Below are 19227 nucleotides of genomic sequence, written 5' to 3'. Positions count from 1 at the left end.
GCGTCGGCGGGGCCGGGTGCAAGGGTCAGTAGATGTCGCGCGAGGCTTGCGTCGCGGCGACGAGCCCTTCGGCGAGACGCTCGGCAAAGCCGTTGTCGCGCAGAGTGGTCAGGCCCTTGGCTGTTGTGCCCGCGTAATCGATCATCTCCTGCACATGGGCCTGAGGCGTCGGGCCCTCGGCCATCATCTGCCCGGCGGAGAGGAATAGCTGGCGCACGGCGCGATCAGCGATCTCGGGCGGGACGCCCTGATCCTCGGCATGACGCACCATTGCGGCGGCGCAGGCGGCGACGAAGCCCGGTACTGGGCCGGTCATCGCGGTGAAGAGGTCGATCTGGGCCTCGTCATGCAGTTCCTCAGTCTGCCCGCAGGCCTCAAACAGGGCCCGGGTGCGGGCGCGGTCCTCCTCGGTCACGGCATCGCTCGCGAACCATGGGCTATAGGCGAAGCCCTTTGCGGCGGCCGGGCTCGACATGGCACGGATTGCGCGCGGGCTGGCGCTGATGCGGGTGAGGTCGGCCAGTGGCACGCCCGCCATGACGGAGATCACCAGCTTGTCTTTCGCATCGATCGTGAGGTCTCTCGCTGCGGCGGGCGGCACGCAGAGGATCACCACGTCGCAAGCCTCTGCCAGCGCCTGCGGATCGGTCATGACGTTCTCCGGCGGGAAGCCGTCAATGTCAGGTCGCGTGCCGGAGCGGTTGGCCATCAGAAGCGACCTGGGTTCCGCGCGCCAGAGCGCCTCGGCGATCGCTGCGCCGAGCATCCCTGAGCCGATGATGCCGATAGAGAAATCGAGTGCCATGCGCGCCTCCCTGCGTGTTCGGGAAAGCCTAACGCGGGGCAGGGGATGGGGGAAGGGAGGGAATGGGTAGCAGGGCGCGCGGCGGCCCGTGGGGTGGCGCACCATTACTTGGGGGCTGGGCGCTTTATCTCAGCCACATACTTCTGTCGTTTGAGCGGTGTGCGTGGGTGTCAATGCGCCAGCCCGTCGGGACGGGCCGGCGCGCGCCCTGCGGCTTCGCCGCGTTCCGGGCGCCTATCGTCCGCGCGAGACTTCTTACAGGTTCTCCGCCGCGGGCATGCCCATGACGTGATAGCCGCTATCGACCGAGATGATCTCGCCGGAGGTGCAAGCGCCATAGTCCGAGAGCAGATAGACAGCCGTGCCGCCGATCGCTTCCAGCGTCGCGTTGTGGCGCAGGGGCGAATTGTGCTCGGTGTGGCGGAAGGTCTTGCGCGCGCCGCCGATCGCAGCGCCGGCCAGCGTCTTCATCGGGCCGGGCGAGATCGCGTTCACGCGGATGCCGTCGGGGCCCAGATCGGCCGCCAGATAGCGCACCGCCGATTCCAGCGCCGCTTTCGCCACGCCCATCACGTTGTAATAGGGCGTCACGCGCTGCGATCCCATATAGGTCAGCGTGATCATCGAGCCGCCTTCGTTCATCAGTTCCGAGGCGCGCTTGGCCACGTCGATGAAGCTGTAGCAGGAGATCGTCAGCGAGTTCTTGAAGTTCTCGCGGGTGGTGTTGATGAACCGGCCCGCAAGCTCGCTCTTGTCGGAATAGGCGATGGCGTGCACGACGAAGTCGATCGAGCCCCATTCCTCTTTCAGCTTGGCGAAGGCGGCGTCCATCGAGGCGTCGTCATTCACGTCCACATCCAGCAGGAATTTCGAGCCCACGCTTTCGGCCAGCGGTTCGACTCGCTTGCCGAAGGCTTCGCCCTGATAGGAGAACGCCAGTTCCGCGCCTTGCTCGGCCAGTGCCTTCGCGATCCCCCAAGCGATTGAGCGCTCGTTGGCGACCCCCATCACGAGGCCGCGCTTACCCTTCATCAGTTCCGCCATTCCCGTCCCTGCCGCCGTTTCTGTCGCCGTTTGTTCTTGCCGTTAGTCTTTATACTTGCTCATCACGAGCGACGCGTTGGTGCCGCCGAAGCCGAAGCTGTTCGACAGGACCGAGTCGAACTCGACATTGTCGATCCGCTCCATCGCGATCTCTTCGGGTTTGATCTCCGGGTCGAGCTCGGTGATGTTGGCCGAGGCCGTGATGAAGTTGTTTTCCATCATCAAGAGCGAATAGATCGCCTCATGCACGCCGGTCGCGCCGAGCGAGTGCCCGGTGAGCGATTTAGTCGAGGAGATTTTCGGCACGTTTTCCTCGCCAAAGACGCGGCGCACGGCCTGCACTTCGGTCACGTCGCCTGCGGGCGTCGAGGTGCCATGCGCATTGATGTAGGAAATCTTGCGGCCTTCCGGAAGGGTGCCGACCGCGAGCTTCATTGACCGCTCGCCACCTTCGCCCGACGGTGCCACCATGTCGTGGCCGTCCGAGGTCGCGCCGTAGCCGGTGACTTCCGCGTAGATTTTCGCGCCGCGCGCCTTGGCGTGCTCGAGCTCTTCCAGCACGACGACACCGCCGCCGCCCGCGATAACGAACCCGTCGCGGGTCGCGTCGAAAGCGCGCGAGGCCAGCTCGGGCGTGTCGTTATATTTCGACGACATCGCGCCCATCGCGTCGAACAGACAGCTCAGCGTCCAGTCCAGCTCCTCGCCACCGCCGGCGAAGACGATGTCCTGCTTGCCCATCTGGATCAGCTCGGTGCCGTTGCCGATGCAATGCGCCGAGGTCGAGCAGGCCGAGGTGATCGAGTAGTTCACGCCCTTGATCTTGAACGGCGTGGCCAGACAGGCCGAGTTCGTCGAGCTCATGCAGCGGGTGACCATGAACGGCCCCATCCGCTTGGGCGAGCCCTTCTCCATGACGATGCGATGCGCCTCGAAGAAGTTCGAGGTGGACGGACCGCCCGAGCCCATGATCAGGCCGCTGCGCGGGTTCGAGATGTCGCTCTCTTCGAGGCCGCTATCGGCCAGAGCCTGCTCCATCGCGATGAAGTTATAGGCGGCACCCGGACCCATGAAGCGCAGGTTGCGCTTGTCGATATGGTCCTCGAGCGTGATCTTCGGCTGGCCTTTGACCTGGCTGCGGAAGCCACGCTCGGCGTAATCCTCGGCAAAGACGATGCCGGATTTGCCGGCCTTCAGGCTGGCGGTGACTTCTTCGGCATTGTTGCCGATGGGCGAGACGATGCCCAAACCGGTGATGACGACGCGGCGCATGCGGGCCTCCTGTCTTGTCTGTCTATGGGGGTCAGCTCTCGGAGAGCGCGACCTTCATGTCCTTGACCTCGTAGATCACGTCACCGTCGGCCTCGACGATCCCGTCTGCGACACCCATGGTCAGGCGACGGGTCTGAACGGCCTTGGTGAAGTCGACCTTGTAGGTCAGCATTTTGCGATCCGGGCGGACCATGCCGGTGAGCTTAACCTCGCCCACGCCAAGCGCATAGCCGCGACCCTGCCAGCCACGCCAGCCCAGGTTGAAGCCGGTCAGCTGCCACAACCCGTCGAGGCCGAGGCAGCCCGGCATGATCGGATTGCCGGGGAAATGGCATTCGAAGAACCACAGGTCCGGGGTGATGTCGAACTCGGCGACCACATGGCCCTTGCCGTGCTTGCCGCCATCGCCCGAGATGTCGGTGATGCGATCCATCATCAGCATCGGCGGCGCCGGAAGTTGTGCATTGCCGGGGCCAAACAGCTCCCCGCGTGCACATTTCAGAAGATCTTCTTTCCCGAAGCTCGTCGGAAACCCAGCCATCGGCGCTCCTTCCCGGTTTTGGCGTGCTTTTGCATCCCTCTATCACCGCGTGGCCGCGTGGCGCAAGGGCGACGGTGACAGGCCGCGCCCCTGCGCGGTTGCATTGAAACCTGAGTGGAAAAGTCTCATATAGGGAACAAGGAGACATGACATGGCTGTGACGAATTCGACCGAACAGCGCCGCGGGCAGGACTGGCTGAGCCGTGGCGGGCTGCGCCCCACCCGTCAGCGACTGGCGCTGGCCACATTGCTCGTGGGCGATGGGGAAAATCGTCATGTCACGGCCGAAAGCCTTTACGCGGCCGCCTGCGATGCGGGCGAAAAGGTCTCGCTCGCCACCGTCTACAACACGCTCAAGGCGTTCTGCGACGCGGGGCTGATGCATGAGATAACGGTGGATGGCGCGCGCAGCTATTTCGACACGCGCATGGACGATCACCCGCATTTCTTCTGGGAAGACGACAACCGCTTGTCGGATGCCCCGGCCGAGGAGTTAAAACTCGCCTCGATCCCGCAGGCGCCCGAAGGCGCCGAGATCACCCGCGTCGACGTGGTGATCCGCGTCCGCAAGGCCTGATTGCCGCTTCCTCTTGGTGAAAATATCCCGGGGTGAATGGCCGTAGGCCAAAGGGGCAGAGCCCCTTTTTTTCTTGTTTTGTCGCCCTCCGGCGCCAGAGGGGCAGAGCCCCTCGACACGTCAGTCTTGTCGCCCTCCGGCGACGGAGGGGCAGAGCCCCCAAACCTCATGGCAGGATCGCAAGCCAGCCCCAGATCGTCAGAATCGACAGCGCCGTCGCGATCAGCACGGCCGAGGCCGCAACTCTGCGCGCCACCCCGTAGATATTCGCAAACAGATAGGCGTTGACCCCCGGCGCCATCGCCGCCGTCAGCGTGGCCGAACGCAGCGCGGATGTGTCCACCTTGAAGGCGAAATGCGCGAGCCCGTAAGTGATCGCCGGATGCAGCATCAGCGACAGGCCGGTGACCATCGCGATCGCTTTCGCATCGCCCTCGGGACGATAGCGATAGAGCACGCCCCCTAGCCCGAACAGGGCCGCAGGCAGCGCCGCGCGCGCCATCATGTTCATCGCTTCCATCAGCGGATGGGGCAGGGGCTGGCCCGTCAGCGTGGTGAGGATCTTGATCGCGAAGCCCGTCAGGATGCCGATCACCAGCGGGGTCCGCAGCACGCCGATCAGCGCGTTGAGCCCCACGCGCCCGAGCGAGGTGCCGGTGCCCGACGAGCGCACCATCTCCATCGCGAGGATGCCGATCGTGTAGAGGAAGGGCGAATGAACCGAGATGATCGCGAAGTTGCCCGACAGCGCATCGGTGCCATAGGCGCGCTCGGTAATCGGCACGCCCAGCAGCAGCGAATTCGAGAACAGGCAGGCGAAGCCGATGGCGACGCTCTCCGGACCGTTGCGGCCTATCATGCGCGCGCCGGTGATGCCGATGGCGAAAGAGATCAGCGCGCCTGCGTAGAAGGACGCCATCATCGCCCAGTTATAGCTCTGCGTCAGGTCGAGATTGGCAATCGAGCGCGCCAGCAGCACCGGCACCGCGAAGTTCTGCGCAAAGCGCATCAGCCCGTCGACCGCGCCTTCGGAGAACAGCCCGCGCCAGGCCACGACATAGCCGAAGCCGATGACGAGGAAGACCGGCAGGATGACGTCGATCAGAACGCTCATCAGAGACCGAAATCCAGAACCATCCCGTCATGGGCAGGGCGAATGTGATCCGGCGTTTCTTCGGCGACGGTGTCGTGGTCGAGGTCGATATGCATGTTGGTGAGCACCGCGCTTGCGGGCTGCGCACGCTCGATCCATTCCAGCGCGCGGGCCAGATGCGCGTGGGTGGGGTGCGGCGTGCGGCGCAGCGCGTCGAGCACCCAGCAATCGAGGCCTTCGAGATAGGCCCATGCCTCTTCGGGAATGTCCGAGACGTCCGGCAGATAGGCCAGTCCGCCGATCCGGAAGCCGAGCGCGTCGATATTGCCATGCTCGACCCGGAAGGGCTGAAACTCGATCGAGCCGCCCGCACCAGTGATCTGGAAGGGCCGCTCGCGATGGATCGATTTCAGCTCGCAGATCGGTTTGTAATTGCTGTCCGAGGGCTGGACGAAGGCATAGGCGAAACGGTCGAGCAGCGCGGCCTCGGTATCGGCATCGGCCCAGACGGGCAGGCGGGTGCGCATGTTGAAGACGATCTGGCGCAGATCGTCGAGTCCGTGGACGTGATCGGCATGGCTGTGGGTGTAGACCACCGCATCCAGCTCGCCCACGCCCGCGGTCAGCAGCTGCTGGCGCATGTCGGGCGTGGTGTCGATCAGGACCCGCGTGGTGCCCGACTGGGCGACCCGCTCGACCAGCATCGAACAGCGCAGCCGGTGGTTCTTCGGGTTCGCCGGGTCGCAGTCGCCCCAATTGTTGCCGATGCGCGGCACGCCCCCCGAGGAGCCGCAGCCGAGGATCGTGAAGCGCATCCGACTCATGCAGCGATGCTCCCCCGCTCGCCATGCTCGGCGGCTTTCCAGAACAGGCGGTCGAAATTGGCCTGCGTCGCGGCGGCGAATTCCTCGAGCGGCAGGCCGAAGACATCGGCGCCGACTTTCGCGGTGTGGGCCGTGTAGGCGGGCTCGTTGCGCTTGCCGCGATAGGGCGGCGGCGCGAGATAGGGGCTGTCGGTTTCCACGAGGATCCGGTCGAGCGGCGCGGCGGCGAAGATGTCGCGGACTTCCTGGCTTTTGGGGAAGGTCGCGATGCCGGACATCGAGAGATAGAAGCCCAGATCGACCGAGACCTGCGCGAGGCGGGGACCCGACGAATAGCAATGCATGACGCAGGAATAGGGCTTGGCCTTCATCCCCTCGGTCAGGATCGCTTCCATGTCCTCGTCGGCATCGCGCGAATGGATGATCAGCGGCAGACCGATCTCTTGGGCTGCTTCGATATGCAGGCGCAGAGAGGTTTTCTGAATCTCGGCACTCTCGGCGGTGTAGTGATAGTCGAGCCCGGTCTCGCCTATACCGACGAATTTCGGATGCTTCGCGAGCGCCACCAGCTCGTCCACCGTGGCCATAGGTTCTTCGGCCACGCTCATCGGGTGCGTGCCTGCAGCGTAGAAGACGCCGCGATGCGCCTCGGCGATGGCGCGCACGGAGGGCTCGTTCTTCAGCTTGGTGCAGATGGTCACCATCCGCGTCACCCCGGCGGCGTTGGCGCGGGCGATGATGTCGTCGCGCTCACCGTCGAAATCGGGGAAATCGAGATGGCAATGGCTGTCTGTGATCTCGGGCGGGAGGGTCAAAATCGGCTCCTTTCGCGCCGCATCAGGAGGCGGCGGCTGTGATCTCCAAGACGATATCCATCACGAGCGCGGCAGGGTCAAGGTTGACCGCCCGGCCATGGGCTGCCCGCGCGCCCATGCTCTGATGGAGGGCAGCCCATTTCATCGCTGCCTGATCGTCAGGCGACAATCGTGCGAGAAGCTGCGCCTCGCCGGGGGCTGCCTCGGGGTGGGGCGGTCCCATCACGCCCGCGCGTGCGGCGCGCGAGAGAAACAGGTCGATCAGGTTGAGCACGAGGATGAAACGGTTCTCGTTTGCCTTGCCCACGCAGCTTTCGGCCAGCGCCAGCGCGCCTAGACGGTCGAGCCGGGGCAGGGTGCCCATCAGATCCACGAGCTTGGCATAGGTCGTCATGCCGTCCTGATTGATCAGCCGGATCGCGGCACCGACGGAGCCGCCCGACAGCGCGGCCAGCGCGTGGTGGTCGAGATCCGGCGGCTCGCCTTCCTCTTCGGCGGCGGCGATGGCAGCTTCCATCTGATCGGGTGTGAGCGTGCCCAGCCGCAATTCCCGGCAGCGCGAGCGGATCGTCGGCAGGAGCCGCGCGGGTTGATGCGCGATCAGCAGGAAGGTCACGCGCGGCGGCGGCTCTTCGAGCAGTTTCAGTACCGCGTTGGCGGCCTGGGTGTTCATCTCGTCGGCGGCGTCGATGATCACCACGCGCCGTCCGCCCTCGGCAGCCGACAGATGCAGGAAGGAGCGCAGCTTGCGCACCTCGTCGACGCGAATGTCCTGCGACAGTGCGGATTCGGTGGCGTTCGCGCCGCGCTTGAGCACGAAAATGCCCGGCTCCGATCCGGCATGGATACGGCTGAGCGCCGGGTGGTTCGGATCGGGGTCGAGGCTGGAGGGCTGTTCCGGCTCGCCGAACAGGCCGGGGCCGTCATCCTCGGGTCGGGTCATCAGGAAGCGCGTGATCCGCCAAGCGAGCGTCGCCTTGCCCACACCGCGCGGCCCGGTCAGCAGCCAGCCGTGATGCAGCCGCCCCATGTTGAACGCGTCGAGGAAATCCTCTTCGGCCCGCGTCTGACCGACCAGACGCAGCGTGTCGCGCGGGTGTCGCGCACCGGGCGCAAGGGTTGGATCGGGAAGGTCGGCGAGGCTCATGGCGGCACTCTAGTTGCGCGCGCGGGCGGTTTCCAGCGGGGTTTTTGCGGAAGGTTCGGGGACTTGGCGATTGGCGTGGGGCGGGCAGCCCCGGGCAGCGCCCGCCCCTCCCACCGGGAGGGCGCATTGGCGATGACATCGTGGGCACGCGGGTTTTCCTGGGCTTTAGAGATAAAACGCCAAGCCACCAATGCGGCGAAGCGCCCACCCGAGGGTCTGGCGCTGCCCTTAGCTCTGCAGTTCCGCCTGCACGGCGCTCAGCACATCGGCGGCAATCGCATCGGCCTCGCGCGCGCCGTCGATTACCCGGAAGCGGGGCGCGAATTCCTCGGCTAAGGACAGGAACCCCGCGCGCATCTTTTCCTGCAGCCCGACGCCGAAATCCTCGAACCGCTCCTCGGTGCCCTGACGCCCCTTGGCGCGGGCGAGGCCGGTGGCCGGGTCGATGTCGATCAGCACGGTCAGGTCCGGCTCGCGCCCGATCATCAGGGCGTGCAGCTGATCGACCACCGCGCGCAGATCGCCGCGCGAGAGGCCCTGATACATCCGGGTCGAATCCGCGAAACGGTCGCAGATCACGACCTTTCCGGCGGCGAGCGCCGGTTCGATCACGCGCTCCAGATGGTCGCGGCGCGCGGCTGTGAACAGAAGGATCTCGGTCTCTGCGGACCAGCGGTCGGGATCGCCCTCAAGGACCAGACGGCGGATTTCCTCGGCCCCCGGAGAGCCGCCGGGTTCGCGCGTCAGAACGACCTCGCGCCCCGCGTCCCGCAGGGTTTCGGCCAGCATCCGTGCCTGTGTGGATTTACCCGATCCGTCGATCCCCTCGAAGCTGATGAACATGCGCGCTTAGCTGTTCACCCGTTCCATCGCGGCCTCGAACGCCTTGCCCGACAGCCGCGCCAGCGCCGCTTTCACGCGCACGACAAAGCCGCCTTTCTTGATGTCCTCGGTGGCGACGAGCGGCACTTCGTTGGCATTGTCGAGGCCCGGCACGGTGATCACCAGCTTGCCGACTTCCTGACCTTGCTTGATCGGGGCCTGCAGCGGGCCTTTGAACACGGCCTCGGCGGTCACCTTGTCCTTCGCGCCCGCTGGGACCAGCAGCGACAGATCGGTTTTCGGCGCAAGGCCGACGGTCGATTTGCCGCCCAGCCAGACCGGCGCTTCGGCGAGCTGGGTGCCCGCCTTCGCCACGTCCTTCATCACGAACTGACGGAAGGCCCAGTTCGCGACCGCTTCGCCTTCCGACCGGCGCGACTGCTCGGAGGGCATGCCTGCCAGCACGAAGACGATGCGGCGCTCGCCCATCACGGCGGAGCCCACGAGACCATAGCCCGCTTCCTGCGTGTGGCCGGTCTTCATGCCATCGGCCTTCCAGTCGGCGGCGCGGATGTCCAGGAGGGGATTGCGGTTCTCGGCATTGGCCGGGGCGCGGTCTTTGTAGTTGAAATGGGTCTCGCTGAAGAAGTGATAATATTGCGGGAAATGGGTGATGATCCGGCTCGCGACGATACCGAGATCATGGACCGACATGCGCTGGCCGGGGTCGGGCCAGCCGTTCGAGTTGGCGAACATCGAGTTCTTCATGCCCAGCTCATGCGCGCGCTCGGTCATCAGATCGGCGAAGGAGGACTCGGAGCCCGCCAGCCCCTCGGCCACCACGACGCAGGCGTCGTTGCCCGAATTGATGATGATGCCCTGGATCAGATCGCGCACGGTAGGCCGGTCGGTCGTGTTGAGGAACATCGTCGAGCCGCCCATCGACTGCGCATGTTCCGAGACCGGGAAGGTCGTGTCCATCGTGACCCGGCCGTCTTCCAGCGCCTCGAACAGCAGATCGAGCGTCATCAGCTTCGACATGGACGCCGGGGGCAGCGGGATATCCGCGTTCTTCGCCATCAAGACGGTCTTGGTCGACAGGTCATAGACCCAAGCCGCATGGGCCTTGGTGTCGAAGGCGGCGGCGGGCAGGGCGAACAGGCAGGCTGCAAGCGTGGCGGTGATCAGGCGAATGAAGGTCATATCTTCTGCGTAGTCCTATTTCGAGACGGGGTAGGCGTCGGGATAGCCCAGCCCGTGAATTTTGGTCTTGAGCGCGTCGAGGTCGGATTTCGTGGGCGCAGGGCCCGCGATCACGCGCCAGAAGGTCTTGGAATGGCTCTGTTCCTTCTTGATCTCGGCGATCACGCCCGCCTTGGCCATCTGGCTCTGGGCGCGTTTCGCATTCGCCTCGACGGAGAAGATGCCGATCTGGATATAGCCTGCGCCGGTGCTCATTTTCGGCGTGCTCGGCTGCGGAGTTGCCGCAGCTACCGGGGCTGCGGGGGCGGGCGCCGGGGCAGGGGCCGCACCGATTGCGGGCTTGACTGGTTTCGCTGCGGGCTTCGGCGTGCCCTGCGCCTTGGCGATGCCGGCCGCCGCGGTCGATGTCACCTCGTCGAGCGACTTCTGCTCGACCTCTTCAGGGGCCGCGATCACCGGCTTGTCGACGAGCGGCGCGGGCTTGTCTTCCTTGACCGGAACCGTCTCGCGGCGCAGCGCCACGACGGAGAGCTCGGTCGGCGCGCCCGCCAGCAGCCCCAGCGCATCGGCCGCGTCCGAGCTGACCTGCAGTTTCGGGCCGGGATTGTCGGTCTCGCGCTTGAACAGCGCACCGATGACGAATTTGCCGTTCGACGGGTTGCGGATGATCACCCGCTCGGGGTCTTTCACGTTTGGATGCGCGACCCAGACGCCGCCCAGCGAGGGGCGCCCGTCCCACAGGCCCTTTTCGTCGACCGAGAAGACCTGCGGCGCTTCGACGTCGCGCTCGATCATCTTCTGGCCGTTTTCGGTGACGGTTTCGGCGTCGCCGGGGCTCGCGGTCTCGTCCGCAGGCTTCTTCTTGAACATCCCGAACGGGGAGCCGCCGCTTTCCTGACAGCCTGCCAGCGCGATCCCCGCGCCCAGCATCAGGGCAAAGCCCGTCACCCGCTTGCGCGTCATCTTCTTCTGCTCAGTCATCCTGTGCCCCTTTTCGCGCGGTTTGCCCGCCTCTTGCCTGCGCGTCTGCACCGCTTGCGCCATGCGTTACGCGCGATCCTAGCGATTTGCAGAGCCCGTGAAAAGCTGCCCCAACGCCCACGCGCGGAAATCGGCGCGCAAGACTTTCAGAATCGCGTGAAGCGGTCTAAGCGAAGCCGGTCGGAGGAGTGGCAGAGTGGTTTAATGCACCGGTCTTGAAAACCGACGTAGGTGAAAGCCTACCGTGGGTTCGAATCCCACCTCCTCCGCCATATGCTGCAAGCGTTGAATGTGCGTAGACAGTTGTTTTCCTAGAAAAAATAATGAACTTGGCGCGAGCGGCTCAGGTCTTCTATGCCGATTTGCTGCACATTTTGCTGCACAAACTGCTGCACATTTGCGGTTGTTGAGGGTTGTGATGGGGGAGATCCGTGATGTCGATAATGGCTAGGGGCAAAGGGGAAAAGCTCTACCTCGTGAAGCGTGTTCCAACGAAATATGCGTCGGTCGAAAGCCGTAAGACGGTTTGGATTTCTCTTGATACGGACTCGAAGTCTGTTGCCGGGGAGAGGGGTGGAGCCGCGTGGAGACAGCAGGTCTCGGAGTGGGAAGCATTGCTTGCCTGCGGAGGTGCCAATTCGGAGCTGAAGCTAGACGCAGCTCGAACGTTAGTGGGATCTAAGGGGTTCGACTATTTGTCCTCGAAAGATCTGCTCGCCGGACCCGTGTCTGATATCATCGCGCGTGTTGAAGCGATTTCGATGAAAGGGCGAAAGACGAGAGCGCAGGAAGGTCGCGCTCTACTGGGCACGTTGCCTGACCCAGGCCTAAAGGTTAGCCGCGCCCTGGAGCTTTTCTGGGAGCTCACCTCTGATGAGATGAGGGGAAAGAGCGAGGATCAAGTCCGTCGCGCTCGCAATCCGGTCATAAAGGCGGTGAAGAACTTCGTTGAGGTTATAGGCGACAAGCCGATCCATGAGATTACTCGCGACGATATGCTCGACTTCCGTCAATGGTGGGCAGATAGGCTCGAGCGGGAAGGGTTAACCGCGAACTCCGCGAACAAGGATCTGACCTATCTCGGAAAGGTGCTCAAGCGTGTCAATGAGCTCAAGCGCCTGAAGCTTGATCTGCCGCTCGGTGGATTGAGTTTCAAAGAAGATGAGGCAGAACTCAGGCCTCCATTTTCAAGCGATTGGATACGTGACAAGCTTCTCGCGAATGGCGCCCTCGCAGGTCTCAATGTCGAAGCTCGTTGCGTCCTGCTCGGAATGATCAACACAGGCTATCGCCCGAGCGAAGGAGCGGCGCTTCTACCACAGCACATTCGTTTGGAAGGTGCCGTCCCCTATGTGATGATCCGTCCCGATGGACGTCAGCTCAAGACGCGAAATGCCAAGCGAGATATTCCCCTCGCTGGAGTTAGCTTGGATGCGTTGCGCGAGTGTCGAGACGGATTTCCTCGATATCGAGACAAGCCAGGCCTGTCTGCGACGATCAACAAGTTCTTGCGAGAAAACGGATTGCGAGAAACCGAAGACCACGTTCTCTACAGCCTTCGACACTCCTTTGAGGATCGCCTCTTGGCGGCGGGGGTGGATGAGCGTGTCCGCAGAGATCTCATGGGACACGCTCTAGATCGGGAGCGCTATGGTGCAGGTGCGTCCCTCGAGATGGCGCACGCGATCATTCAGCGCGTGGCCTTCTGAGCTTGCGCAAGCTGTCTCGCGCGTTCGAGCGCAGAGCAGTCAGAGTTCAAGCGCGTGAGCTCGTTCTCAATCCGGATGAAGAAGGGCAGGAAGATGGTGTCTTCTGTGACAAGCGTTGCGAGCGTATCGCGCGCTTTTTCCAAACGGTCGCGCTCACACTCAAGTTTCTCTGACGGCTGCATATTCGCAATGGCTCCATGGAGTTAACCTCGGAGCTGCCATTGCGGGACGTCGGTCCGAACTGACCGATCGAGCTTGTCCATCGCCTTCGACAGGACGACGGCTTGCTGCAAGCCGTCTGAGCGCTTGTCAGGGTCTGTAAGGTCTTGCTTTTCGATTTCCGAAAGCCTGGTGGAAATTGCTTCACGCTTGTAGCGGTTGATCAGTTTCGCGAGGGTCTTTGCAGCTTCAAGCAGCAATTCCACTTCGAGCTCCGCCCTCCCCAAGGCTCCGGTATAGCTTGGTGCGCCTTCAGGTGTTGTCGGGAACTCAAAGGCACCCGAGGCGGAGACTGGATCGGTGTCTTGCGTAAAGTCCGGCGCCTGCCTGTTCATGCCATCATAGCACATCACAAGGTGCTGCCAGAGCTCCTCTTGGGCATTGCTCTCTAACCACTCTCCGAGAGGCGGTTTAGATATCGGTTGAACAAGATCAACAGATTGGCGCGCACGCGCACGCTGACGCTCGACTTGCAGGCGTTTACGCTCAGCAGCGCTCATGGCCATTCGAACTACCTCGTAATGTGATTGTGACGATAGAAATCACAGATGGATGCGAGGGTGGTATTTGCAAGGGCGCCGACAAGGAAAAAATTACTATGCGGATCAGTTTTCGACGTCGGTCTGCTTTCCAAGGAATGGGCGTGGGCCTGCCCCGCCTGCGGGGAACGGGGCGAGGTCTCCAGAAAAATTGCTCGAGGGCTATTAAAACGGGGCGATCCATCTTTTGCTTGCTAGGGTGGGATCAGCCGTTGGTCCGCAACGATCATTTCCCGAAAATTGCCCGCAGAGCATTCCGAGACTTCGCCGTGAGCCGAGGGTCGCTGTTCTCGGAGGCTTCGCGGAGTTCATTGAGCCAACCGCGCTCATTCTCGGTCACGGCCGTCCCGAAAATCTCGTCGATCGCTAAGGCCGCCGTCTTTCCTACGGCCTGTTCAAGAGAAAGGCGCATGAGGAAGGCGGGGTCGCATTCAAGTGCGCGTGCTAATGAAGGTATGCGATCGAGCGGGATTTTGGTTTTGCCAGCCTTGAGCAAAGACATCATGTTCGCGTTGACGAAGCCAGCTTCGATCGCAATCTCCGCTTGGGTCTTGCGGTGCCCAAGCGCCAGTATCCGATCACGCATGAATTTCGCAGCTTCGCTGTTTTGGAAGGGGTATTTCATTTATTGATCTCTTTCGATGGTGCTGCAGAGACCGTAGCGCTTGAGTGTTTGACGAGCGGGTGGGGAGTGTATCGCTCAAGATGGGATGTCGAAGTCTTAGAAATAAGCGACCTGTCTGATGGGGAAGCGTCGGGTGCTCAGAGATCGAGAAAGAACGAACCCTCCGGGTAAAATGGAGGTTGCAGTGCTTTCTTGGTCGATTGTTCCACTACGCGATGGCGCGACGGACGGCACTTCACACGTATTCAAAAGCGTTGCGCTCTATGGTCAGCCTCAGGAGGGAAGTTCATGGAGCGAATGAGACTTCACAATTTACGTGCTCTGCCGAAAGCGATTTCTCTGGTATGGAAGGCTGTGTGTTAGACATCGTCAGCAAGAAAGCGTCTGTGCGCAGAAGCTTAGAAGGGAACAATGTGGCAAGAACAATTGGAACGTCAGAGGCTTTAGCTGCTTACAAGCAGGCTGTGCGAGTTTGGGAAGGAGAAATTAGTGAGGCACAGGCGCGTAAAATCCTAGCTAAAGAGTTTGAAGTAAATAATGCCTCTGCAAGCGACATGATCCGAAACTTAGCGCAGATGCTCAAAGGTGAATTGTATCATAGAACGTTGAATTTGTTAACTACGCGTATTTTTTTCGATCAAATCGGTTCAGAATTTGGAGTGTCTTTTCTTCTGAATGCAATTAAGTCGACCAAAGCGCACATAGACTACTACGAGGCTCTTGAAAATGGCGGAAATAGGCCAGGCTTGAAAGCACTATGCGCAGAATATGAGAGGCTTCTCCCTGAAAGTGTTTATTCTGCTGAGGACCTATTTTCCCAAAGCTTCCAGAAAAGAGTAGACGCCTCCTTTCAGGATATTCCAGAGGCGCGTCAGAATAGGCTCAAAAATGCCTCTAGTGTCCCAATGAGGCGTATCGTTAAGACCGTCGCTTACAGCCGGAATCCCGACGTTGTAGCTGAAAGGTTGTATCAAGCAAACGGCACTTGCGATCATTGTAAAAAACGCGCGCCATTTACGAGGATCTCTGGCGGGGCCTACTTGGAAGTTCACCATATTATCCCGTTGTCTGAAGGCGGTATGGATGTTCTGGAAAATGCCGCTGCCCTTTGTCCAAATTGCCATCGAGAGGCGCACTTCGGCATACATTGGAAGGCGTTTCGCGAACAAACATGATCTGGTAGCGTGTCTGATAATCTGATTGCGTAATTCAGATATTTTGGTTTGCGGCTAGAGGGGGCTTCTGCGTTGAACTGCTGAGGCAGGCGTAGGAATTTAGAGCGTTGCACCTAGTGCAGATTGGGTAGCGCGAGCTGGACGTTTCGCAGGAAATTCGTTACGTCAAAGGGAGTGTTCAGTCCTTCGGAAACATGGGCTTGAAGCGCTTTTCTCAGTTTCTCGAAGCGAATACGCTCAAGGTGCTGCGTGTGGAATGAGTGCCATTCCGACTCAAGTAGTTCGTTCCAGCCTTCGCGCTCGAGAACCTCGTTTACAAAATCGGAGAGGCGAGGCCCCCAACGAAACCCTTTCATTAAAGCGTATCTGAAGGCGCGAACAGTATTACCCTTAGGGTTTGGATTTGGTCGAAGGTTTATCTCAAGCACCTTTTGATTCAGCTCTCCAAAATAGTCTGGAGTTGTCTTTAGTTTTCTATGATCAAGGTCATATAGAATAGCGTCGCATCTGAAGAACGTAGCTCTCCGAAGGTCTCCAACGGTGCGCACCTTGGCGTGGCCGGCAACATTCGCCCATGTTCGCTCTAACGGCCAAACATCTATCTGCCATTTTCTGGATGGAAGGGCATAGCCACCGAACCGGTTCACACGGGCACCAATTGCCGTCATGTATTTTTCAAAACTGCGGAGATCGTATGGGGCGATCACAAAGTCTAAGTCCGACCTAAAACCTGTGTTTCCGAACAAAGCGAGGTCGCGCAGCATGCCGCCAACCAACACTAAGCGCCCGTGTCTACGAAGCTCTCTCACAGTGTCGCGAACATCTTCACGACCACGATATCGCGATGCGAAAAAATATTGAACCTTGCTCTCAAGCTCTCGTTCCATCGACTTTTCTCATTGCCCGGTAATGCTGTTCAAGGTCTTGGTGAAGATCAATGCAGAATCCGTCCGTCATGCCCGAAATCATGTCCGTAAGAAGCTGCATCTCTTTGTAGCGTATGGGTAGGCCAGGATCGCTGTGGTATTGGCGAACTTTACCTTCAAACATGCGTCGATAGTTTTTCGAAATGCGACTATAGACATATGCTGCGAATGGCGTTTTTCGATCACTCGAGAGTTCTTCGTAATCAACTCTTTGGCTGATTCCAATCCAAAGAAAGTCCATAAGGCGATTGATCACATTGAACCCATTGAGCTCAACTTCAAGAACGGATTTATGGCTGAAAGCGTTTTCGCGATCGAATTTTTTTAGCGCGCGGCAGAGAGATGAAGCCGCGGATTCCTTGATCAATTCGCCTTGGAAGGCTCCAGAGAGGATTGCGTCGTAATTGTTTCTGAAGGCTTCGGCCACTGCAGAGACCATCAGATGGATTGCATGGACGCGAAACTTCTGGGTTGCGACGTCTTGAAGCTCGTTCGGGTGTAGCTTTTGTTTTCGTAGGGTGTCCAATTCCCAGTGAGTAATTTCGCATAGGTGTTTTGTTACACCGTCGAGCTTTTCCTCTCCTTCAGGGTGATATTCTAGCGCTGCTAGCAAGTCGTTAAGCGAGACCAGCCCTTTCTTAATGGCATCTTCGGCATCCAATACGGAGTAGGCGATGTCATCGCAGGCCTCCATGATTAAGGCGAGTGGATGCCGAGCATCGTCCCGGAGTTGAGTTACTATTCGGATTCGGTCGACGACGTCTTTTTCAGAAGCGAAGTATCCGACCTTTTTTCGTGCTTGAACATTTTCATTGGTCGCATCTGAAGCCGCCACATATTTCATTAGCGAGGCAAGTGTTCCAACCGAGAGATTTAGCCCTAGATCGTCGCCAATAACCTGAAGTTTGGTTAGAACGCGAAGAGTTTGTGCATTTCCTTCGAAGAGCAAGAAATCTAGCTTGTGTTGCTTGGTGAGCCGCTTGACATCAGAAGCCTCCGCCGAGAGTTCCGTGTCATTCGGTGGGCCAAAGAGCACATCTTCGTTTCTTTTGAACCACGCCCGAATTGCGAACTCGCCTTGATGCCCGAATGGGGGGTTGCCAATGTCGTGTGCCAAGCCGACAGCTGCAAGCGTTGCAGGTATCGATCGGGAAGCGTCTTTCGGAAGCTTCTCTGCTAGCGTGTGAGCGATTTCCAGGCCAAGCGAACGGGCTAAATTGGCAACTTCGTAAGAGTGAGTCAGGCGGGTTCGAATGCTCTCGATGCTTTCTAAGGGGAAAACCTGCGTCTTGTCGCCCATCCGACGGAAGGGCGTCGAGAATAGGATGCGATCGTGGTCGCGTTCTTGCGGTAGACGAAACTGACCTTGTGCAAAGGCAGGTCCTAACGGTCTGTCCTTAGGTTTCTCGCGCCCCAGCAAGTCTGCGAATCGCTTCTCGCTCAGCAAACAGTCCCAATCCATCATCTGTGCTAGCACTCCCCGCTGAAGCTTGGCTTAAAGCTCATGTTTGACAATGGGTAGTAGTATAGAAGTCAACGTCGACTTCATCTAGAGCTTAGGTGCATTGGTCGCGAAAAGATCGCAAGTTGTGAAGGTTGCGGGGCATGCCTTCATTTTCGCTCACCGGCGCGTGGCTTGGTGCCCGGTGTGTCGCCTAAGGGTAGCTCAAGCGTGGCACCGCGTTTGGGAAGAGAACGGTTTAGCAAAAGCTTAAAGGTTTCCCAGTCCGGCGATGCCTTCATGAGGGTGATCACGGCATGAAGGTGTTGTGCCAATGCGGGGTGTCCGACGTCATCGGACAAAAGTTGGTGCAACTTCCCCCTTTTGGCTCCGGATGGGGCCTTCGGCATGCGGGCTTGGAGTTCTTCGGTAATCCCCGGCGCCAGACGATCATAAACAAAGTCAGTTGTGTATTTCGCCACCACCTGTGGCGGGTTTACGCCGCGCCCACGCCAAGTCCATCCGCGCAGTCGGTAAATCTCCTTGTAAAAGTCGTCAGGGAAGCGCTTCGCCCACGCGGCCAGCTCCTTGAGTAGGAAAGCATCAAGGACTTCCTGAAGCGCGCGCCGGGTGCGCACGTCCTGATATCCGGTCGCTTCGTCGACGAGCGCGACGATCCCAACCTCTGCCAAGCCACGGATCAACATATCGGCCGCATGGATCATCTTCTCGTAGCGGGCGGGGACCTTGCCCGACGTCTGAAGACTTTGATCTCGAAACTTGAGGTAGACCTCAGCAACTCTTTTCAGCGCGATCGCATTGTATCCAACGCCTTTCCCACCGCTCTTGGTGCGATAGAACACAGGCTTCGAGATGTTGAGAAGGTCTTCATCTACGAAAGGTTGCAGCACTTCGGCTTGGAGAAAGAAGGGCTTTTCATCTGCTGTAGTTAATACCCCCGTTCCTGCCTTCGGAGACCTGGCACGTCCAAGAGAACGCAGGAATGATGCCTGAGTGATGATCCGCCGATCATCTGCGAGAACCGCGCATCCAAGTTGCGCGGAAGCGAGGTCGAACTCGCCTTCATAAAAGGCCTCAGGCAAATCTGCTGACCACCGTGCCTCCGCAGCGCGACGCGCGATTGCCTTCCGCTCTTCCGCGGTCAGTGCCTGTGCGCGCGCCTGTCCGCCTTTGGATTTGGGGTTCTGGTTAGTCACGCTGTGGCCTCATGCTTGCTTGAAGTTGATGCAAGCATAATGCTTGCTCAAAGGACTTGCAAGCATAGTGGCATGAGCGAGCAAGGCTCTGTCAATGGTCGACATCGCTCCCACAAAATTCTCCCATGACGGAATGCTTAGGCGGCATCACGCTTAGATCAACCGCGCTCTCAAGAAGGCTTCCTCTGCCTTGTCCGCTACGAACTGGACCGCCTGCCGCTGCGAGTGCATTTAGAAATCTCCCGATTGCGA

19 protein-coding genes and 1 tRNA gene are annotated in these 19227 nt (G+C 60.2%); 4 read left to right on the top strand and 16 right to left on the bottom strand.

Features of this window, described 5'->3' with window-relative positions; genetic code table 11:
* Positions 1–25: 25 nt before the first annotated feature.
* From BMI86_RS13230 to fabA, 4 genes are all read right to left on the bottom strand, one after another.
* Positions 26–805 (bottom strand): pyrroline-5-carboxylate reductase dimerization domain-containing protein, encoded by a 780-nt coding sequence (locus BMI86_RS13230; RefSeq protein WP_078541828.1) that lies wholly within the window; start codon positions 803–805, stop codon positions 26–28.
* Between the two features lie 255 nt (positions 806–1060).
* On the bottom strand, positions 1061–1849 hold the full coding sequence (locus tag BMI86_RS13225) for an SDR family oxidoreductase (RefSeq protein WP_075776916.1): 789 nt from the start codon (positions 1847–1849) through the stop codon (positions 1061–1063).
* A 42-nt stretch (positions 1850–1891) separates the two neighbouring features.
* Complete coding sequence (gene fabB, locus BMI86_RS13220) at positions 1892–3121, bottom strand: beta-ketoacyl-ACP synthase I (RefSeq protein WP_078541827.1); 1230 nt, start codon at positions 3119–3121, stop codon at positions 1892–1894.
* A 31-nt stretch (positions 3122–3152) separates the two neighbouring features.
* A complete protein-coding gene (gene fabA, locus BMI86_RS13215) occupies positions 3153–3662 on the bottom strand; it encodes a bifunctional 3-hydroxydecanoyl-ACP dehydratase/trans-2-decenoyl-ACP isomerase (protein WP_075776914.1) in 510 nt (169 codons plus the stop codon).
* 151 nt (positions 3663–3813) lie between these two features.
* On the opposite strand from fabA, the gene irrA reads away from it, so the two are divergent.
* Positions 3814–4239, top strand: coding sequence for an iron response transcriptional regulator IrrA (gene irrA / locus BMI86_RS13210; RefSeq protein ID WP_078520235.1), 426 nt, complete (start codon positions 3814–3816; stop codon positions 4237–4239).
* 166 nt (positions 4240–4405) lie between these two features.
* Here the strand turns inward: irrA and BMI86_RS13205 are convergent, their stop codons facing one another.
* The 7 genes from BMI86_RS13205 to BMI86_RS13175 all read right to left on the bottom strand — a co-directional run bounded on the left by BMI86_RS13205 (position 4406) and on the right by BMI86_RS13175 (position 11124).
* Positions 4406–5353 carry an AEC family transporter gene (locus tag BMI86_RS13205; RefSeq protein WP_078541826.1) on the bottom strand — a complete coding sequence of 316 codons (948 nt, stop codon included), beginning with the start codon at positions 5351–5353 and terminating at the stop codon, positions 4406–4408.
* Complete coding sequence (locus BMI86_RS13200) at positions 5353–6156, bottom strand: MBL fold metallo-hydrolase (protein WP_078541825.1); 804 nt, start codon at positions 6154–6156, stop codon at positions 5353–5355. The genes BMI86_RS13205 and BMI86_RS13200 overlap by 1 nt, the downstream gene beginning before the upstream one ends.
* On the bottom strand, positions 6153–6971 hold the full coding sequence (locus BMI86_RS13195; protein ID WP_078541824.1) for a TatD family hydrolase: 819 nt from the start codon (positions 6969–6971) through the stop codon (positions 6153–6155). The genes BMI86_RS13200 and BMI86_RS13195 overlap by 4 nt, the downstream gene beginning before the upstream one ends.
* Before the next feature lie 22 nt (positions 6972–6993).
* The gene (locus BMI86_RS13190) at positions 6994–8118 is read right to left on the bottom strand and encodes a DNA polymerase III subunit delta' (RefSeq protein ID WP_078541823.1); all 1125 of its coding nucleotides are present in this window, start codon (positions 8116–8118) and stop codon (positions 6994–6996) included.
* Positions 8119–8346: 228 nt separating this feature from the next.
* Positions 8347–8961, bottom strand: a complete 615-nt coding sequence (gene tmk, locus BMI86_RS13185) for a dTMP kinase (protein WP_078541822.1) — start codon at positions 8959–8961, stop codon at positions 8347–8349.
* 6 nt (positions 8962–8967) lie between these two features.
* Positions 8968–10143, bottom strand: coding sequence for a D-alanyl-D-alanine carboxypeptidase family protein (locus BMI86_RS13180; protein WP_078541821.1), 1176 nt, complete (start codon positions 10141–10143; stop codon positions 8968–8970).
* 15 nt (positions 10144–10158) lie between these two features.
* Complete coding sequence (locus BMI86_RS13175; RefSeq protein WP_078541820.1) at positions 10159–11124, bottom strand: SPOR domain-containing protein; 966 nt, start codon at positions 11122–11124, stop codon at positions 10159–10161.
* A 182-nt stretch (positions 11125–11306) separates the two neighbouring features.
* Between BMI86_RS13175 and BMI86_RS13170 the strand changes: the two genes are divergently transcribed.
* Both BMI86_RS13170 and BMI86_RS13165 read left to right on the top strand, forming a co-directional pair.
* Positions 11307–11396 (top strand) — tRNA-Ser (locus tag BMI86_RS13170).
* 162 nt (positions 11397–11558) lie between these two features.
* Positions 11559–12833: a tyrosine-type recombinase/integrase gene (locus BMI86_RS13165; protein WP_078541819.1), complete on the top strand. Its 1275-nt coding sequence runs from the start codon at positions 11559–11561 to the stop codon at positions 12831–12833.
* A 203-nt stretch (positions 12834–13036) separates the two neighbouring features.
* Here the strand turns inward: BMI86_RS13165 and BMI86_RS13160 are convergent, their stop codons facing one another.
* Positions 13037–13558, bottom strand: coding sequence for a hypothetical protein (locus BMI86_RS13160; protein WP_078541818.1), 522 nt, complete (start codon positions 13556–13558; stop codon positions 13037–13039).
* A gap of 259 nt (positions 13559–13817) precedes the next feature.
* Entirely contained in the window at positions 13818–14216 is a 399-nt protein-coding gene (locus tag BMI86_RS13155) for a transcriptional regulator (protein ID WP_078541817.1), read from the bottom strand.
* 356 nt (positions 14217–14572) lie between these two features.
* Here BMI86_RS13155 and BMI86_RS13150 point away from each other — a divergent pair, with 356 nt between their 5' ends.
* Positions 14573–15391 (top strand): HNH endonuclease signature motif containing protein, encoded by an 819-nt coding sequence (locus BMI86_RS13150; protein WP_210402724.1) that lies wholly within the window; start codon positions 14573–14575, stop codon positions 15389–15391.
* Positions 15392–15504: 113 nt separating this feature from the next.
* On the opposite strand, the gene BMI86_RS21005 is transcribed toward BMI86_RS13150, so the two are convergent.
* From BMI86_RS21005 to BMI86_RS13140, 3 genes are all read right to left on the bottom strand, one after another.
* On the bottom strand, positions 15505–16278 hold the full coding sequence (locus tag BMI86_RS21005) for a hypothetical protein (RefSeq protein WP_143594800.1): 774 nt from the start codon (positions 16276–16278) through the stop codon (positions 15505–15507).
* Positions 16262–17782, bottom strand: coding sequence for a dGTP triphosphohydrolase (gene dgt / locus BMI86_RS13145; RefSeq protein WP_210402723.1), 1521 nt, complete (start codon positions 17780–17782; stop codon positions 16262–16264). The genes BMI86_RS21005 and dgt overlap by 17 nt, the downstream gene beginning before the upstream one ends.
* Before the next feature lie 146 nt (positions 17783–17928).
* Positions 17929–18975 carry a P63C domain-containing protein gene (locus BMI86_RS13140; RefSeq protein ID WP_210402722.1) on the bottom strand — a complete coding sequence of 349 codons (1047 nt, stop codon included), beginning with the start codon at positions 18973–18975 and terminating at the stop codon, positions 17929–17931.
* Between the last annotated feature and the right edge of the window lie 252 nt (positions 18976–19227).

Source organism: Thioclava sp. DLFJ5-1, from assembly GCF_002020115.1.
Classification (GTDB): Bacteria; Pseudomonadota; Alphaproteobacteria; order Rhodobacterales; family Rhodobacteraceae; genus Thioclava; species Thioclava sediminum.
This window is presented reverse-complemented; position numbering and strand designations above follow the sequence as displayed.

Excerpts from the sequence above, each read along its gene's own strand:
- irrA (WP_078520235.1), top strand. The coding sequence starts at position 3,814 with ATGGCTGTGACGAATTCGACCGAACAGCGCCGCGGGCAGGACTGGCTG.
- fabA (WP_075776914.1), bottom strand. The coding sequence starts at position 3,662 with ATGGCTGGGTTTCCGACGAGCTTCGGGAAAGAAGATCTTCTGAAATGT.
- BMI86_RS13160 (WP_078541818.1), bottom strand. The coding sequence starts at position 13,558 with ATGGCCATGAGCGCTGCTGAGCGTAAACGCCTGCAAGTCGAGCGTCAG.
- tmk (WP_078541822.1), bottom strand. The coding sequence starts at position 8,961 with ATGTTCATCAGCTTCGAGGGGATCGACGGATCGGGTAAATCCACACAG.
- BMI86_RS13205 (WP_078541826.1), bottom strand. The coding sequence starts at position 5,353 with ATGAGCGTTCTGATCGACGTCATCCTGCCGGTCTTCCTCGTCATCGGC.
- BMI86_RS13175 (WP_078541820.1), bottom strand. The coding sequence starts at position 11,124 with ATGACTGAGCAGAAGAAGATGACGCGCAAGCGGGTGACGGGCTTTGCC.
- fabB (WP_078541827.1), bottom strand. The coding sequence starts at position 3,121 with ATGCGCCGCGTCGTCATCACCGGTTTGGGCATCGTCTCGCCCATCGGC.
- BMI86_RS13200 (WP_078541825.1), bottom strand. The coding sequence starts at position 6,156 with ATGAGTCGGATGCGCTTCACGATCCTCGGCTGCGGCTCCTCGGGGGGC.
- BMI86_RS13230 (WP_078541828.1), bottom strand. The coding sequence starts at position 805 with ATGGCACTCGATTTCTCTATCGGCATCATCGGCTCAGGGATGCTCGGC.
- BMI86_RS21005 (WP_143594800.1), bottom strand. The coding sequence starts at position 16,278 with ATGGAACGAGAGCTTGAGAGCAAGGTTCAATATTTTTTCGCATCGCGA.
- dgt (WP_210402723.1), bottom strand. The coding sequence starts at position 17,782 with ATGATGGATTGGGACTGTTTGCTGAGCGAGAAGCGATTCGCAGACTTG.
- BMI86_RS13225 (WP_075776916.1), bottom strand. The coding sequence starts at position 1,849 with ATGGCGGAACTGATGAAGGGTAAGCGCGGCCTCGTGATGGGGGTCGCC.
- BMI86_RS13165 (WP_078541819.1), top strand. The coding sequence starts at position 11,559 with ATGTCGATAATGGCTAGGGGCAAAGGGGAAAAGCTCTACCTCGTGAAG.
- BMI86_RS13155 (WP_078541817.1), bottom strand. The coding sequence starts at position 14,216 with ATGAAATACCCCTTCCAAAACAGCGAAGCTGCGAAATTCATGCGTGAT.
- BMI86_RS13180 (WP_078541821.1), bottom strand. The coding sequence starts at position 10,143 with ATGACCTTCATTCGCCTGATCACCGCCACGCTTGCAGCCTGCCTGTTC.
- BMI86_RS13190 (WP_078541823.1), bottom strand. The coding sequence starts at position 8,118 with ATGAGCCTCGCCGACCTTCCCGATCCAACCCTTGCGCCCGGTGCGCGA.